The sequence below is a fragment of the Aminipila butyrica genome (assembly GCF_010669305.1).
Classification (GTDB): domain Bacteria; phylum Bacillota; class Clostridia; order Peptostreptococcales; family Anaerovoracaceae; genus Aminipila; species Aminipila butyrica.
Window position 1 is genome coordinate 2,499,307 of record NZ_CP048649.1, and the last position, 16,150, is coordinate 2,515,456.

Consider the following 16,150-nt stretch of genomic DNA (forward strand, 5'->3'; position numbering starts at 1 on the left):
TTGGACGAGCAAGCCGCAAAAAACGAGTAAAAGAGGAAATCACATGAAGATAGCTATCGCGGGAGCCGGAAAGCTGGGATTAAAAATTGCAGAATCTCTGCTGGGGGGCAACCATTCCATCACCATCATCGACAAGGATGAAGAGGTCACCAACAAATTAAACAGTCATATGGATATCCTGACAGTCACGGCTAACGTGAAGCAGATCAGTATTTTACAGGAATTAAATATCCATACTTATGACTATTTTCTTGCCGCCACTGATCGGGATGAAAAAAATATTGTGGTGGCTAGCTTTGCTAAAAAGCTGGGCTGTCCCAAGGTCATTGCCCGTGTCCGGGACCCGGAACACATGAACCAGTTGGACTTCATCAAGGAAACGATGGATATTGACTACATAGTCAACCCCGATTTAGCCATTACCGTGGAAATTTACAAATATCTGGTGGAAAAATATACACTGGGTAACGGGATTTTTTCCAGCGGCAAGGCATCTCTTTTGGAATTTCCAGTAAAGAAGATGCCACAGTTGATCGGCGCTACCATGGCCGAAATGAGCGAAATTTTTCCTGGCATGCTGCTGGTGGCCGTTTCCAGAAGCGGGAAAGTAATTATTCCCCATGGCAAAACTTCTATTGAAAAAGGCGATGGCCTGTACATCATTGGTGAGCGTCAACCCATCCAGAAACTGGCTTCTAAGGTTCATGAAAAGGGCAAGTACACGAACCTGCAAAAGGTGATGATTATCGGCGGCGGAAAAACTGGACTATACCTGGCAAAAAAACTGTCGGATTTTGGCATAAGCGTAAAGATTATTGAACGCAACAAGGCCCGCTGTCATTATCTGTCTACCCATCTGGACGATGTAATGATTCTTCACGGAGACGCCACCGACATCAACCTCCTGGAGGAGGAAAATCTAGACGACATGGACGCCGTAGTAACAGCCACCGGTTTTGACGAAGAAAACCTTCTGTTGGCCCTCATGGCTAAACAGCACAATATCGAGGATGTCATCGCCAAAGTCAGCCGGGAAAGTTATGTGAGCCTCATCGAAAAGATGGGTATCGACATGGCCCTCAATCCTTTAGATATTACAGCTGCCAGCATCCTGCGATTTATTCAGGGATCCAAACGGGTTCTCTCCTCTCAGCTGATACAGGGCCAGGCGGAGGTTATGGAAATCATCGCAGTGAAGCCTATGCCGCTGGTGGGTGTGCCTCTGAAAAACTTGAAGCTGCCGGAAGGAGTCATCGTGGCGGCCATCCATCGAGGTATTCAGGTAATCATTCCTGACGGAGAAACCAAAATTCAAGAAGATGATAAAGTAATCATTCTCTGCCTCCTATCGGAACTAACCGATTTGGAGAAGTTCTTAAGCAATCATAAAATAGGGTTTTTAGGCAGGAGATAATAGGTCATGAATTTAAATCGGAAAGCATTTGTCAGAGCCTTGGGAGTCCTCATGATGGTCATGGGAGCCACCATGCTCCTGCCCTTGGCGGTCTCCATCCTCTATGGCGAGGGGAAGGTCGCGCTGGCTTTCGCTGGCACGATCATACCAGTGTCTGCCTTTGGCTTCCTATTATATTATGTCGTCGTTCCCGGCCACACGTCACTGACCGCCCGAGATGGCTATTTGACGGTGTCCATCTGTTGGATTTTAGCTTCCTTTATCAGTGCCATTCCCTTTGTGCTATCTGGTGCAGTTTCCAACATCTTCGACGCCTTTTTTGAGTGCTCCTCCAGTTTAACCACCACAGGAGCCACTTCCATAGCGGATGTAGAGAGTCTGCCTCACGGCATACTTTTTTGGCGTGCCTTCACCAACTGGCTGGGAGGTATGGGAATCCTCATCTTTGCTGCCGCTGTTCTGCCATCTCTGGGCATCGGAGCAAATATCCTGGCTGCCACAGAGGCCCCCGGCCCAACTATGGACAAGATAACGCCTAAGATTTCTGACACAGCTAAAAATCTGTACAAAATTTACACCATCTTCACCGTGTCAGAAATCATTCTTTTAATGGCAGCAGGGATGGACCTGTTTGATGCCTCCACCCACACCTTCGGCTCCGTGGGAACCGGGGGTTTTTCCAACTACAACAACAGCATCGCCCACTTCAACAGTATGCCTATTGAAATGATTATAACGGCTTACATGCTGCTATCGGGGGTAAATCTGAACTTATATTTCTATTCCTTTAAAAGGCGCGGTGGCATCCGCAACTTATTGGCCGACGAGGAATTTAAGTGGTATATCATTATCATCGCCACGGTGTCCGGCCTAATCAGCTTGAATCTGTGGCTGACCCATACCTATGAAAATTGGGGGCAGTCCTTCCGCTTCTCCATCTTTCAAACGGTGTCCATCCTCACCACTACCGGCTCTGTATCGGCTAATTACGATTTGTGGCCGACCTTCAGTAAAATGCTGATTTTTACCCTTATGTTTATTGGCGGCTGCTCGGCCTCCACGGCAGGAGGACTGAAGGTCATCCGCTTTCTGGTGGTCTTTAAGCTGATCAAGCGGAGCATTCAAGTACGGCTGCATCCCAACGCCATCATCTCCATTAAAATTAACGATAAGAACTTGAGCATCGACACGGTATCAGAAATTACCAGCCTCATGTTCCTCCACATCCTGGTGGTCACAGGGGCAACCCTGCTCATCAGCATCAACGGGTATGACATGGTCACCAACCTAAGTGCCGTCCTGACTTGTATCGGCAATATCGGCCCTGGCTTCAATCTGGTGGGTCCTGCTCTGAATTTCAGCATTTTCTCTAATACAGATAAATTGCTGCTTTCCTTTGTTATGTTGGCAGGTCGCTTGGAGCTGTACGCTTTTATCGTCCTCTTTCTGCCTCGATTCTGGCAGCAGAATAAATAAATGAACAGAAGGGTATTCTATGTCTTTTAATTACCGCGTTATTTTTAAATTTGTCAGCTTAATCCCCTTGATTATGGGGCTGGCGATGATTTTGCCCGCCGGAGCAGGTGCCTTTTATGGTGAATGGCCGGAGTGCCAGGTTTTCAGTTTCTTGGCCCTTTTTTCCCTTCTCTTGGGCTCAGGGCTCTTCTACTTTTTCAGGCCGCGTTCTGGGTCCTTGCACTTGCGGGATGGGTATTTGATTGTGTGCCTGTGCGGGCTGATAGCCTTTGCTTTTGGTGCAGCGCCTTATCTGCTCACCGGCCAAACGGCTTCCTTTATTGACAGTTTTTTTGAGTCCGTATCTACTTTGACCACCACAGGCTCTACGGTGTTTCATCTAGATGACCTTCCTCGTAGTTTGCTGTTGTGGCGGGGAATTTGCAGCTGGCTGGGCGGCATCTCCATTTTGGTCTTGTGCATCGCCATTCTCCCCTCCTTTGGCATGGAAGGCAAGTCGCTGGCTCAGGCAGAAGTGCCCGGGCAGATTTTAGGACGCAGCATCAGCAGAACAGCGGATTCTGCCAAGTACCTGTACATTTTATACATTGCTTTTACGGCAGCAGAATGGCTGCTGCTGGCTCTTGGGCCGATGGACATCTTCGATGCCCTCATCAATACCATGAGCAGCATCAGCACCAGCAGCCTGGGTTGGACCCGCCATTCCTTCGCCCAATACGACGACCTGTATACCGAGGCCATCGTCGCCGTTTTTACCCTGCTGGCTTCGGTAAATTTTGCGCTGTACTTTCTGCTGATTCATCGAAACTGGAAGGCTGTTTTGAACAATATTGAGCTGCGGGCTTTTTTCCTTATCATCCTGCTCAGTTCCTTGCTGGTATCCCTAAACTTATATCTGACCCACAGCCACAATCTAGTGAATTCAATCCGTTATGGTATTTTCCAGGTGATTTCTATGGCCACCACCTCGGGCTTTTCCATCGCTAGCCAAGAAAATTGGCCAGCTCTTAGCCTGGGGATTCTCTCTGTGCTCATGCTTATGGGCAGCTGCTCTTTTTCTACTGGAAGCGGAATCCGGGTTATTCGAATTTTGGTCCTTTGTAAACTCGTAGCCAGAGGTTTTACCCGGCGAATTCATCCTCGCTCCGTCGTGGCGGTAAAAATTGGCCCGCGATCGATTTCTGCCCTGCGCGTATCCTATATCACGGTATTTGTTCTCCTGTATTTTATCCTGATTGTGTTCGGCAGTATTCTGCTATCTCTGCAAAATCTGGATATGCTCACGACCCTATCCACTTCCCTCTCTATGATTTCCAACGTGGGAATTGGTTTTGGGGAAGCCGCCAGTGGGAATTTCAGTATTTACTGTGCCCCTCTAAAGCTGGTGCTGTGCTTCCTGATGATTGTCGGCCGCTTGGAATTATTTACTGTTATCACCTTATTTATGCCGTCCTTCTGGAGTCCGGACAAATACAAGAATAATTGAGAATAAAAACCCACAAAAAAAGCAAACTATCAAAAGAGTTTGCTTTTTTGTTTTAAGTTTTTTCCCTGTGCACAAAACAACAGGAAGCAAAAGCTTAAAACATGCCTTGAAAGGAGTTTTTATTATGCTAGTAAAAGACATCATGACTTCTTGCGTCAGCTGTGTCCGTCCTGACAGCCCCCTCTCTCAGGTGGCAAAACAAATGAAGCAAGAAAACATTGGTTCTATCCCTGTATGCAGCGATTCTGGCAAAGTGATGGGTATTATCACGGATCGGGACATTGTTCTTCGAGCTGTAGCTCAGGGTCAGCAAGACCTGAAAGCTCAGGATATTATGACCCAGAGTATTACTTGTGCCTCTCCCAGCATGAATACCCACGATGCAGCCATGCTTCTATCTAAGCATCAGATTCGCCGACTACCCGTAGTATCCAGCGATCGGCTGGTAGGCATCGTCTCCCTTGGCGATATTGCCCAGAAAACTATTTTAGTAGATGAAGCAGGGGATGCCCTCTCCGCTATTTCAAAACCAAACGGCTTGAGTTAAACTCAAGCCGTTTTTTAGATCATTTCTCATTTGACAGCCTCCTCATTTCAAAACCGAAATCAGAAGTCCTATTTCGCACCAGTTTTCTTTTTTGCTTTTGTCTCTTCCTCTGCTACGATAAAATCAATTTCTTTATCATTGACCTCCGCTCTAGCGACCTGAATCCGCACCTTATCCCCTAAAGTATAAATTTTGTGAGTTCGTTGGCCTATGAGCCGGTATTTTGTCTGTTCATAGTCGTAATAGTCGTCTTTCAGGCTTTCCACCCGCACCAAGCCTTCAATGGTGTTAGTCAGCTCTACATAAAAGCCAAAGTTTGTCACCCCGCTGATGACGCCTTCAAAAGATTCACCGATATGGTAAGACATATATTCTGTCTTTTTCAGTTTTTCTACTTCTCGCTCCAGCTCTTGAGCATGTCGTTCTGCTTTAGAAGAAAGCTCTGCCGCTTCTTCCGTCTTCTTCTTCAGCTGCCGATTGCGCTTCTCCCCGATACCTGCACCGATGGCTTCTTTGATAATCCGATGAATAATTAGATCCGGATACCTTCGGATCGGTGAGGTGAAGTGACAATAAAATTTTACGCCCAAGCCAAAATGTCCATCGCAAGAAACATCATAAAAGGCCTTTTTCATCGACCGAAGCATAACGGTATTGACAACGGTCTCATAGGATTGGCCTTTGACTTCCTTAAGCATATCACTAAGCACCCTCGGGTGGACATTTTCTGTACTGCCATGGAGTGTTAACCCAAAACCCCGCACAAAGTTTTTAAATTCGTCCATTCGATCCATCGCTGGTTTTTCGTGAACTCGATATACAAAAGGGAGTTCCAGCCAGTAAAAATGCTCTGCCACCGTCTCGTTGGCAATAAGCATGAATTCTTCAATCATCCGATTAGCAATCCGGCGTTCTGCTGTCTCTACCGTCACCGGAATCCCTGCTTCATCTAGCGTGATGTACGCTTCATCAAAATCGAAGTCCAGACTCCCCCGAAGATCCCGCCTCTTATGAAGAATATCTGCCAGTTCTTTCATATGGAGAATATCCTTGTAAATATCATCGTACTTGGAGATTAAGTCCACCGCATTTCGCTCCAGCATGTCTGATACGTCGTCGTAAACCATCCGATGAGCGGAATGAATAACGCTTTCAAAGATCTGATGACGTACCACCTGTCCGGTGCTGTCGATTTCCATAGAAACAGACAAGGTCAGTCGATCCACGTCCGGGTTTAAGCTGCAAATACCGTTAGAGAGGGCCTTTGGCAGCATCGGGATGACCTGGTCCACCAGATAAACGCTGGTACCTCTTTTTAGCGCCTCTTTGTCCATCGCCCCCCCTTCAGCCACATAATGGCTTACATCGGCAATATGAACGCCCAGCAGGTAATTACCTCCCGGCAGCTGCTCGATAGAGACGGCGTCATCCAAATCCTTGGCATCCGGTCCATCTATGGTAATAATATTCTTTTCTCGAAGATCCACGCGACCTTTTAGCTCTTCTGGCGCAATCGGCGTAAAATCTGCTTCTTTCTGCTCCTTCAGCCTAGATACAGCCTTAGCTTCTGCATTAACCCGGCTAGGAAAGGTCTGAAAAAGATTGTATTGGCGAATCATTCCCTTGATGTCACCGCCAGGTTCACCTTTTTTGCTGATAATCTCTGAAATCCGACCCTCGGCCCGATTCCCTTCCTCTGGGTACTTGGTGATCTGCACCACCACCCGGTCGCCATTCTCGGCATTTTTCCAATCACTTTTTTTCACAAAAACATCTTCGTTATTAAAGTGCTTATCATCAGGCACTACAAAGCCGAACCGCTTATTCTTTTCAAAGACACCTACGATTTCCGTCACTCCATGGGTGAGAATCTGCTGAATGATGCCTTCCCTGGAACGATTGGTCTCTTCTTTAGGAATCAGCAACACAGATACCAAGTCCCCATTCATGGCACCGTTTAGATTTTTTCCAGCAATAAAAATATCTTGCCGTTCCCCATCCTCTGGAACCTGTTCAGTCCCTTCTTCTGGGGTGACAAAACCGAAGCCTTTTTTGTGCCTCGAAAGAATGCCTTGGACTAATTCTGCGTCCTTTGCGGCCTTATTTTTCTTTTTTATAAACGGCACCCCCTGTTTGGGACCGTCTTTTTTCTTCTTTTTCGCTATTATTTTACTCATAACTTCAGTATACCACAATTCTCCAGAATATGTTCTTATTATTCACGGGAATTTTTCTGTCATCAGCCATTTTTCATAGAAAACATAAAGGATGGCAAACGCCACCCTTTACGCTTCTCTTCTTTATAGGTTGTTGTTTTTTACTGTACCGTCATCATTCAGCGCGCCATCACTGGTCACTAAATCTCTGGCGGCATCTCCCGTATCATCTACAGCTTTCTCCACATCGTTTCCAGCTTTGTCTACAACGCCATTATCATTTACCGTTCCATTGTTATCCGTCACGGGATTTGGCGTGTTGGTATCTGGATCCAATGAGGTGCCGTTGTTACTGCAGGCTGCAAAAGCCATCAACACGACAACCAATAAAAGTCCTAGAAAAATTCGTCTTTTTCTCAACTGTTTCAACTCCTCTCTTTTTTCTCAATCTTAGTATGAACCGAACAACATTTTTTACTCGGGTTAAAACAGTAATTTTAAAGTTAAAATTAAACAATTTGTTTTTATCAAAAAAAGACAAAAAATTATAAAGGAGGAAGTCCCTTATACCATTCCCTGTGTATTGAATATGGGATAGTACAGTTGCGGGATTCCGCCTTTATATTTTGTGCAGTATATTTTATTTTCGTTCAAACTGTTTTTAAACTTCTACGGTCCACCCCATCTTGTCTTCGACTTCACCAATCTGCAAGCCGTAGAGTTCATCATAAAGCCGTTGAGACAGCTCACCGATCTCTCCGTTATTGATGGTGATTTTCTCTCCCTTCCAAGAAAGTTCTCCGACCGGAGAGATAACGGCCGCCGTACCGGAGGCGAACATCTCTACCAGCTCGCCGGCCTCTCCTGCTGCAAAGACTTCATCAATAGTCATGCGGCGCTCAGATACTTTTATGCCCCACTGCTTTAACAAATTAATAACAGAATCTCTCGTAATACCTGGCAGGATGGTGCCTGTCAGAGGGGCTGTCACTACTTCGTCTCCTATTCTAAAGAAGGCATTGGAGGTACCAATCTCTTCCACATATTTTCGCTCCACGCCGTCCAGCCACAGCACCTGCTCATAGCCATTCTGATGAGCCTTCTCCTGGGACTTTAGACCAGCAGCATAATTCCCGCCAATCTTTGCCGCACCAGTGCCACCCGGCGTAGCCCGCACAAATTCGTCTTCTACATAAATCTTTGTCGGTGCCAGACCACCTTCATAGTAAGGACCGACTGGACTGAGGATGACCATGAAGAGGAAGTGGTTTGCCGGGCGTACTCCCAGAAAAGCTTCATCAGCAATGATGAAAGGACGAATATATAGAGAGGTTCCCTTTTTGTTTGGAATCCAGTCCTGGTCTACCTTGACTACCGCCTTAATAGCCTCCACAAACAATTCTTCGTCGATGTGTGGAATGCACATGCGCTCATTGGTATTGGTGGTCCGCTTAGCATTCATATCCGGCCTAAACAGTAAAACTCTGCCATCCTTGGAGCGATAGGCTTTTAACCCTTCGAACATCTCCTGGGCATAATGAAACACAGCGGCAGCAGGATCTAGCTGTAAGGGCGCATAAGGCTGCACACGTCCGTTATGCCAGCCATTCTCCGAACTGTATTCCATAATGAACATGTGGTCGGTGAAGAGCTGGCCAAAGCGCAGAGTATCCGGGTTTGGTTTCTCCTTCGGGCTAGCAGTTTTGATTACTGGAAAATCATATTTCATGGCGAACCTTCCTCTCTTATCTTCCTCTATAAATAAATTCCATTCGTTGTTTATTACAACAATATAATACCTCTTCTCTTTCAACATGTCAACAGTATTTATTGTTTTTAACAACAAGTTTTATGCTAATTATTTGTTTTTACTTACAACTATTTTTAAATATTTTCATTTAATGGTATCATTTAGCTCCGATTTTCCTATTTCTCCCACAAAAAATACCGCTTCAAAAGAAACGGTATTTTTTACGTAAAAATGAAATCTAAAGTAAGCCGCCTACTGCCGCAAACAGCGGCGCAAAGACTAGAGAAACGATGGCCATGCACTTGATAAAAATATTGAGCGCAGGCCCTGAGGCATCCTTTAATGGATCGCCTACTCCATCTCCAACTACAGCTGCCTTGTGGGCCTCAGAACCCTTGCCACCAAAATGGCCTTTTTCAATATATTTCTTCGCATTTTTCAATGCGCTTCCGGTATTGGTCAACATCATAGCCAACAGCATACCCGCAGGCAGCACGCCCATAAGCATAGCCCCCAGGATTTCCGGTCCGAAAACAAGACCTACCACCAAAGGCGTTGCAATGGCCATCACCCCTGGTGCTACCATTTCCTTCAAAGCCCCCTTGGCGGAAATATCCACACAAGTCGCATAGTCCGGCTGAGAGGAACCCTCTAGGATACCCTCGTCCAGATTGAACTGCCGCCGTACTTCCTCTACCATGAGCTTAGCCGCACGTTCTACTGAACCTACGGTCAACGCTGCAAACAAGAAAGGAAGCATAGCCCCTACAAAAATAGCCATCACCACCATCGGGTTCAGCAGACTGAGCCCCTTTATACCCACTACTTGCACATACGCTAGGAAAAGTGTCAAAGCAGTCATGGCCGCAGCGCCCATGGCAAAACCCTGGCTTGCTGCTGCCGTCTTATTGCCCACGGTGTCCAAGGCTTCTGTTACCTCTCGAACCTCCTCCGGCAGACCGCTCATCTCCGCAATGCCGCTAGCATTGTCTGCCACTGGCCCATACACCGCCACAGCAGCAGTCACCGCCACCGTAGACAATAGGCCTACGCCAAAGAGACCGATACCGTATAGGTCTCCAAACTGAAAAGCCGCATAGCCGCCTATAGCAATCGTGGCCAGCGGCCATACTGTAGATAGCAGTCCTGTGCCCAACGCAGAAATAATAGCAGTGGCTACGCCTGTACCCGCCTGCTCTGCTATATGCTGCACATGCTTGTAGTCGCTAGATGTGTAGTATTCCGTAATCTTACTGATGAGAATGCCTACCAACAAGCCAGCACCGACTGCCACTGCCCAACGGAAACCGCCCAACAGAACCTTTGAGAGAATGCAGGCGGCTACTGCCATAATCACGCTGGCAATATAAATGCCCAAATTCAGGCCCTGAGCCGGATTGCCTTGTTCCCGGCTGCGGACAAAGAGAATGCCCACCATAGAGGCCACAATCCCCGCCGCTGCCAGCAGCAGCGGAAAAGCAACCCCTGCCATATGGCTGAAGCCTACGCCAGAGCCGGAAGCTACTGCCAGCACCATAGCTGCAATAATCGTCCCCACATAAGATTCAAAGAGGTCAGCCCCCATGCCCATCACATCGCCGACATTATCGCCGACATGGTCTGCGATGACTGCTGGATTGCGAAAATCATCTTCCGGCATACCGGCTTCCAGCTTGCCCACCAAATCAGCACCTACATCCGCCGACTTCGTATAGATGCCTCCACCGATGCGCCCGAAAAGTGCAATCGTGGAGGCCCCCATACCAAAAGCCGCCACGCACTGCAAGGCGGTAGCCAGATTAACGGCCACAAAGGCGGCACTGAGACCTAAAAGCCCCATCCCAGCCACGCAGAGCCCTACGGCAGAGCCAGAGCGAAAAGCAACCTTAAAAGCCTTGCTCAAACCCGAAGACAGCGCTCCATTAGCTGCACGTACATTGCCCTTGGTAGCTGTTCGCATACCGCAATAACCTACCAACGCCGAAAGCACGACGCCTCCTGCATATAAAATAGCCGAAGCCCAATTTACCAAAAATCCCGTCAAAAGAACCAGCGCCACCAACACGGCCGCCATAGCCCGATATTCTCTCTTTAAAAAAGTCATAGCACCTTCTCGAATATAGGCTGCCACGTCTTTCATCTGGTCGCTGCCCTCCCGAACCCGGTTGACCCAAGCCGTCATGGCATAAGCGAAGACCAGGGCCAGGACCGCTGTCGCAATAGCTGCTAGAGCGAAAATACGCATTGATCTTTCCCCCTCCTTAAAAGACATTTAAGAGGCGTCTTCGACACCTCTTAAATGTAAGCAATATGTTCAATTTTTATAATAATCAAATATGCTAACGGCTGCACCCGATGAATTATTCGATAGTGACTAATGCCAGTGAAATGATGATAAAACAAGCGGCCGCCACCGTAGTGATTTTGTTCAAAATAGCTTCATATCCCTTGCTCTTCTTTTTACCGAACAGCTGCTCTGCGCCGCCGCCGATGGAACCGGACAAGCCTGCACTGTTTCCAGACTGCAATAAAATGCTTGCAATCAGCACGATACTGGCAATCGCAAGTATGGCCATCAGAAATATTTTCATCTCTACACCTCCTAATACATGATTAACTTCTAGAGTCTACCACATGTCCACTAAAAAATCAAGAGTTTTTACGCGGTTTGGATACATGTCTATACAGATAAAGCCGCAGGACTTTAACCTCCTGCGGCTTTGCTAATGTGGTTTCTACTTATATATCAGTTCCTTTTTCCTTTCAGCTTCTTTGTAAGGCGGGAACCGATATAATTTGCTCAACTATGCTCGTAAATTGTAGAAAGCGGACAATCCAGCGTACTGGCCGGAAGTGTCTAAGGTCTCTTCAATCCGCAGCAGCTGATTGTATTTTGCAATCCGGTCTGTTCTGGATAGAGAACCGGTCTTAATCTGTCCAGCGTTGAGCCCCACCACGATGTCAGCGATGGTCACGTCTTCTGTCTCTCCGCTTCTGTGAGAAACGACGGCAGTGTATCCAGCTCTCTTAGCCATTTCAATGGCATCAAAGGTTTCCGTCAAAGTACCAATTTGATTAACCTTGATGAGGATTGAGTTGGCGATACCTTCCTGAATACCTCTGGCCAGCCGCTCGGTGTTGGTAACGAACAGATCATCTCCCACCAGCTGCAACTTCTGACCCAGCCGTTCAGTCAACAGCTTCCAGCCTGCCCAGTCATCCTCTGCCAAGCCATCTTCTATTGAGATAATTGGATATTTAGCTGCTAGCATCTCGTAGTAAGCCACCATCTCCTCTGCCGTTCTGGTAACCCCTTCTCCTGTCAAGTTGTAAGCCTTAGTCTTTTCATCATAAAATTCACTGGCAGCTACATCCAGCGCAATTTTAATTTCTTCTCCTGGCTTATATCCAGCCTTCTCAATAGCTTCCAGAATAACCTGAATGGCCTCTTCGTTGGTAGTCAAATTAGGAGCAAAACCGCCTTCATCTCCTACCGCTGTGTTTAACCCTTTTCCTTTCAGAACAGCTTTCAAGCTGTGGAACACTTCTGCACCCATGCGCAGGGCTTCCCGAAAGCTAGGTGCTCCCACCGGCATAATCATGAATTCCTGAATATCCACCGTGTTGTCCGCATGAGAACCACCATTTAAGATGTTCATCATTGGTGTCGGCAGAGTCTTTCCATTCACGCCTCCCAGGTATTGGAACAACGGCAAACCCAGGCTGTTTGCTGCTGCATCCGCAGCGGCCATAGACACACCTAGGATGGCGTTAGCGCCCAACCGACCTTTATTTGGTGTACCATCCAACTCAATCAGCAGCTTGTCCAGTCCTACCTGGTCCAGTACGTTGTAACCGATGATCTCATCAGCAATGATGCTGTTGACATTCTCTACCGCCTTCAAAGTCCCTTTTCCTAAATACCGAGCCTTATCCCCGTCTCTCAGCTCTACAGCCTCATGAACACCTGTAGATGCGCCGGAAGGAACGATAGACCGTCCCATACTCCCATCCTCCAAGTAAAGTTCCACTTCTACTGTTGGGTTTCCTCTGGAATCCAATACTTCCCGTGCGATTACATCTTCTATAAACGGCATAAATGCGTCCTCCTTTTTATCTACTTAAAAATTTACGATTTGTATAAAGTCCTCTGGTACCAGACTGGCACCGCCTACCAAAGCTCCATCGATATCTCCCATGTTCAGGAGTTCGCTGGCGTTGGACGGCTTTACGCTGCCACCATAGAGAATCAGCACCTTGTCAGCCGCTTCCTCTCCATACAGATCCTCCACCACCTGACGGATAAACCCGCACATTTCGTCGGCCTGTTCTGGTTCAGCAGTCCGGCCTGTTCCGATGGCCCATACAGGTTCATACGCGACGATTAACGCCGCCGCCTGATCTGCATGAAGGCCCTGCATGCCTGCCTTCATCTGGGAACGAACCAAGTCAAAAGCTTGTCCTCCGTCTCGTTGTTCCAAACTTTCCCCTACACAGAGGATGGGGCGGATGCCTGAAGCGAAGGCCTGATGCAGCTTTTTGTTCACCATTTCATCCGTCTCCCCGAACAACTGCCGCCGTTCCGAATGGCCGATGATGCAGCAATCTACACCGATTTCCTTCAGCATGGCTGCTGAGATTTCTCCTGTAAAGGCCCCCTCTTCTGCAAAATGCAGGTTTTGGGCACCTACCTGAATATCCGTATCCTGAAAGGCTTCTTTCAAGGCCTCCAACTGAGTGAAAGGGGCACATACCGCCACCTGGATATCTGAACTCACATATATTTTTTTAAATTCCGCCGCAAAGTCTTTAGCTTCTGCGGTAGTCTTAAACATCTTCCAATTCCCCGCTATCAGTGGTTTTCTAATCATGGTCTCCTCGCTTCCTCTTCTGACTGCCAGTCCCAGGGACTGCACCTGCGGCCCCATCCGGCATCGGGAGCTATTTTAGAAATAGCTCCCGATTTGCCAGTATGTTTACGGTTGTACTACTTATCCTGCAAGCAGGCAATGCCCGGCAGTACCTTTCCTTCTAAAAATTCCAAGGAGGCCCCTCCGCCAGTGGAAATATGGGTCATCTGGTTCGCTAGGCCGAATTGTTCTACCGCAGCCGCTGAATCCCCACCGCCGATAACCGTAATCCCCTTGCAGACTGCCAAAGCTCTGGCTACTGCCAAAGTTCCCTCCGCAAAATTCGGCATTTCAAAGACCCCTACCGGGCCGTTCCAAATCACCGTCTCTGCCGTCTCAATCGCCGCTGCAAAGAGTGCCTGCGTCTTCGGACCAATATCCAGTCCCATTCGATCTGCTGGAATTCGGTCCATATCGCAGTAAGACCACTCCGAATCGTTAGCAAACTCTTTCGCTACCTTGATGTCCACCGGAAGAAGCAGCTTCACACCAGCCGCCTCGGCCTTTTTCAGCAGCTCTGCCGCCAAACCCACGTTGTCTGCATCCAAAATTGATGTGCCGATTTCATAGCCCTGTGCCTTATAAAAGGTATAGGACATGCCTCCGCCGATGATGAGGGTGTCCACTTTTTTCAATAGATTCTCAATGACTAAAATCTTATCGCCTACCTTGGCCCCGCCCATAATAGCTACAAAAGGCCGTTTGGGAGATTCCACCGCACTGCCTAAAAACTGTACTTCTTTTTCAATCAGGAAGCCAGAAACCGCTGGCAAATAATCTGCGATACCGGCTGTAGAGGAATGGGCCCGGTGAGCCGTACCAAAAGCGTCGTTGACAAAGATGTCACCCAAAGAAGCCAGTTCCTTGGAGAAGTCGGCACCGTTTTTGGTTTCTTCCTTGCGGAACCGCACGTTTTCCAGCAACATCACCTGTCCCGCTGTCAGACCAGCGGCCTTCTGACGAACCGCCTCATTGACCACCTCTGGCGCACTGATAAAGGCTACGTCCTTGGCAAGAAGCTGGCTGAGCCTGTCGGCCACTGGCTTTAAGGTGTACTTCATGTCCCCTTGGCCTTCCGGTCTGCCCATATGAGACAGGAGGATGACCTTGGCTCCCTTGCTGATCAGATAATTGATGGTCGGCATTGCGGAAGTGATGCGGATATCATCGGTGATGACTCCATCCTTCATCGGCACGTTAAAGTCACACCGTACTAGGACTTTCTTCCCAGAAACGTCTATATCTCTCACCGTTTTTTTCATGTTTAAATCTCCCTATCCATAATTTTTTGGCTGCCCTTTGAAAATTTCCGGCAAGCCTGCGGCGTTGCTGCTCCCTGCAGAAAAAAGGGTCTTAAGCCTGATCTACCTGGTACATATGTTGAATCAGCATGAGAATCTTGCTGGAATAGCCGTATTCATTGTCATAGAAGGCAATGAGCTTAACAAACTTTTCATTGAGCATAATCCCTTCTCTGGCATCGAAGATGGAAGTATGAGGGTCTCCGATAAAGTCGCTGGATACCACCTCGTCGTCCACATATTCGACGATGCCCTTCATGGCGCCATCAGCAGCTTCCCGCACTTTTTTGCAGATGTCTACATATGTAGCCGGATTTTTCAGCTGCACGTTCAAATCGATAACAGATACGTCAGCTACCGGTACCCGGTAGGAGATGCCTGTCAGCTTTCCTTGAACCGATGGAATAACCAGACCTACCGCCTTAGCTGCACCTGTTGAAGAAGGAATAATGTTGCCGAAAGAAGAACGGCCTGTGCGCCAGTCCTTCATAGAACGGGCATCTACTACTTTCTGCTTGGCTGTAGCCGCATGAATGGTGGACATAAGGCCCTGCTCAATGCCCCAGTTGTCTTCCAGTACCTTCACCAGCGGTGCCAGGCAGTTGGTGGTGCAGGATGCGTTGGATACCACATGAATATCCTTGCCGTATTGATCATGATTTACACCCATCACATAGGTCGGAGTCGCCTTGTCTTTAGCTGGAGCAGAAATAATAACCTTCTTCGCTCCGGCCTTAATATGCTTCATAGAGCTTTCCGTGGTTACATAAGCCCCTGTGGCCTCTACGATGTACTCTGCCCCGCATTCTCCCCAAGGAATATTTTCGGCATCACTTTCACTATATACGGGAACCTTTTTGCCGTTAATAATCAAGCCTTTCTCGTATACGTCCAGACTCTTTGGAAACCGTCCAAAGATGGTATCGTACCGGAGCATGTAGACCATATATTCCAGATCTGCATTTCGCACGTTAATACCGCAGATTTCGATGTCCTCAAAATCCATCGCTGCGCGTATAACCACCCGTCCGATACGACCGAACCCACTAATGCCAACTTTAATAGCCATTTTCTTCTCCTTCCAGCAATCTCTGCTCTTTACATGTTAAC

At 47.8% G+C, this 16,150-nt stretch carries 13 protein-coding genes; 4 read left to right on the plus strand and 9 right to left on the minus strand.

Annotation, left to right across the window (positions count from 1 at the left end; all coding sequences use genetic code 11):
- Positions 1-43: 43 nt before the first annotated feature.
- The 4 genes from trkA to Ami103574_RS11995 all read left to right on the plus strand — a co-directional run bounded on the left by trkA (position 44) and on the right by Ami103574_RS11995 (position 4,923).
- Complete coding sequence (trkA, locus tag Ami103574_RS11980) at positions 44-1,414, plus strand: Trk system potassium transporter TrkA (RefSeq protein ID WP_163067216.1); 1,371 nt, start codon at positions 44-46, stop codon at positions 1,412-1,414.
- A 6-nt stretch (positions 1,415-1,420) separates the two neighbouring features.
- On the plus strand, positions 1,421-2,890 hold the full coding sequence (locus Ami103574_RS11985; RefSeq protein WP_163067217.1) for a TrkH family potassium uptake protein: 1,470 nt from the start codon (positions 1,421-1,423) through the stop codon (positions 2,888-2,890).
- A 19-nt stretch (positions 2,891-2,909) separates the two neighbouring features.
- Complete coding sequence (locus Ami103574_RS11990) at positions 2,910-4,376, plus strand: TrkH family potassium uptake protein (protein WP_163067218.1); 1,467 nt, start codon at positions 2,910-2,912, stop codon at positions 4,374-4,376.
- A 124-nt stretch (positions 4,377-4,500) separates the two neighbouring features.
- Positions 4,501-4,923, plus strand: coding sequence for a CBS domain-containing protein (locus Ami103574_RS11995; protein WP_163067219.1), 423 nt, complete (start codon positions 4,501-4,503; stop codon positions 4,921-4,923).
- 68 nt (positions 4,924-4,991) lie between these two features.
- Here Ami103574_RS11995 and rnr read toward each other — a convergent pair whose 3' ends face one another.
- The 9 genes from rnr to gap all read right to left on the minus strand — a co-directional run bounded on the left by rnr (position 4,992) and on the right by gap (position 16,109).
- Positions 4,992-7,100: a ribonuclease R gene (rnr, locus tag Ami103574_RS12000; RefSeq protein WP_163067220.1), complete on the minus strand. Its 2,109-nt coding sequence runs from the start codon at positions 7,098-7,100 to the stop codon at positions 4,992-4,994.
- 123 nt (positions 7,101-7,223) lie between these two features.
- The gene (locus Ami103574_RS12005) at positions 7,224-7,499 is read right to left on the minus strand and encodes a hypothetical protein (protein WP_163067221.1); all 276 of its coding nucleotides are present in this window, start codon (positions 7,497-7,499) and stop codon (positions 7,224-7,226) included.
- Between the two features lie 241 nt (positions 7,500-7,740).
- Positions 7,741-8,808, minus strand: coding sequence for a branched-chain amino acid aminotransferase (locus Ami103574_RS12010; protein WP_163067222.1), 1,068 nt, complete (start codon positions 8,806-8,808; stop codon positions 7,741-7,743).
- A gap of 259 nt (positions 8,809-9,067) precedes the next feature.
- Positions 9,068-11,074, minus strand: a complete 2,007-nt coding sequence (locus tag Ami103574_RS12015) for a sodium-translocating pyrophosphatase (RefSeq protein WP_163067223.1) — start codon at positions 11,072-11,074, stop codon at positions 9,068-9,070.
- A 115-nt stretch (positions 11,075-11,189) separates the two neighbouring features.
- On the minus strand, positions 11,190-11,420 hold the full coding sequence (gene secG, locus Ami103574_RS12020; protein WP_163067224.1) for a preprotein translocase subunit SecG: 231 nt from the start codon (positions 11,418-11,420) through the stop codon (positions 11,190-11,192).
- Between the two features lie 213 nt (positions 11,421-11,633).
- Positions 11,634-12,926, minus strand: coding sequence for a phosphopyruvate hydratase (gene eno / locus Ami103574_RS12025; protein ID WP_163067225.1), 1,293 nt, complete (start codon positions 12,924-12,926; stop codon positions 11,634-11,636).
- A 24-nt stretch (positions 12,927-12,950) separates the two neighbouring features.
- Positions 12,951-13,697 (minus strand): triose-phosphate isomerase, encoded by a 747-nt coding sequence (tpiA, locus tag Ami103574_RS12030; protein WP_163068002.1) that lies wholly within the window; start codon positions 13,695-13,697, stop codon positions 12,951-12,953.
- 119 nt (positions 13,698-13,816) lie between these two features.
- A complete protein-coding gene (locus Ami103574_RS12035; RefSeq protein WP_163067226.1) occupies positions 13,817-15,001 on the minus strand; it encodes a phosphoglycerate kinase in 1,185 nt (394 codons plus the stop codon).
- 91 nt (positions 15,002-15,092) lie between these two features.
- Positions 15,093-16,109, minus strand: a complete 1,017-nt coding sequence (gene gap, locus Ami103574_RS12040; RefSeq protein WP_163067227.1) for a type I glyceraldehyde-3-phosphate dehydrogenase — start codon at positions 16,107-16,109, stop codon at positions 15,093-15,095.
- Between the last annotated feature and the right edge of the window lie 41 nt (positions 16,110-16,150).

Coding starts and splice junctions, on each gene's coding strand:
- trkA (WP_163067216.1), top strand. CDS start 44: ATGAAGATAGCTATCGCGGGAGCCGGAAAGCTGGGATTAAAAATTGCA.
- Ami103574_RS11985 (WP_163067217.1), top strand. CDS start 1,421: ATGAATTTAAATCGGAAAGCATTTGTCAGAGCCTTGGGAGTCCTCATG.
- Ami103574_RS11990 (WP_163067218.1), top strand. CDS start 2,910: ATGTCTTTTAATTACCGCGTTATTTTTAAATTTGTCAGCTTAATCCCC.
- Ami103574_RS11995 (WP_163067219.1), top strand. CDS start 4,501: ATGCTAGTAAAAGACATCATGACTTCTTGCGTCAGCTGTGTCCGTCCT.
- rnr (WP_163067220.1), bottom strand. CDS start 7,100: ATGAGTAAAATAATAGCGAAAAAGAAGAAAAAAGACGGTCCCAAACAG.
- Ami103574_RS12010 (WP_163067222.1), bottom strand. CDS start 8,808: ATGAAATATGATTTTCCAGTAATCAAAACTGCTAGCCCGAAGGAGAAA.
- Ami103574_RS12015 (WP_163067223.1), bottom strand. CDS start 11,074: ATGCGTATTTTCGCTCTAGCAGCTATTGCGACAGCGGTCCTGGCCCTG.
- secG (WP_163067224.1), bottom strand. CDS start 11,420: ATGAAAATATTTCTGATGGCCATACTTGCGATTGCCAGTATCGTGCTG.
- eno (WP_163067225.1), bottom strand. CDS start 12,926: ATGCCGTTTATAGAAGATGTAATCGCACGGGAAGTATTGGATTCCAGA.
- Ami103574_RS12035 (WP_163067226.1), bottom strand. CDS start 15,001: ATGAAAAAAACGGTGAGAGATATAGACGTTTCTGGGAAGAAAGTCCTA.
- gap (WP_163067227.1), bottom strand. CDS start 16,109: ATGGCTATTAAAGTTGGCATTAGTGGGTTCGGTCGTATCGGACGGGTG.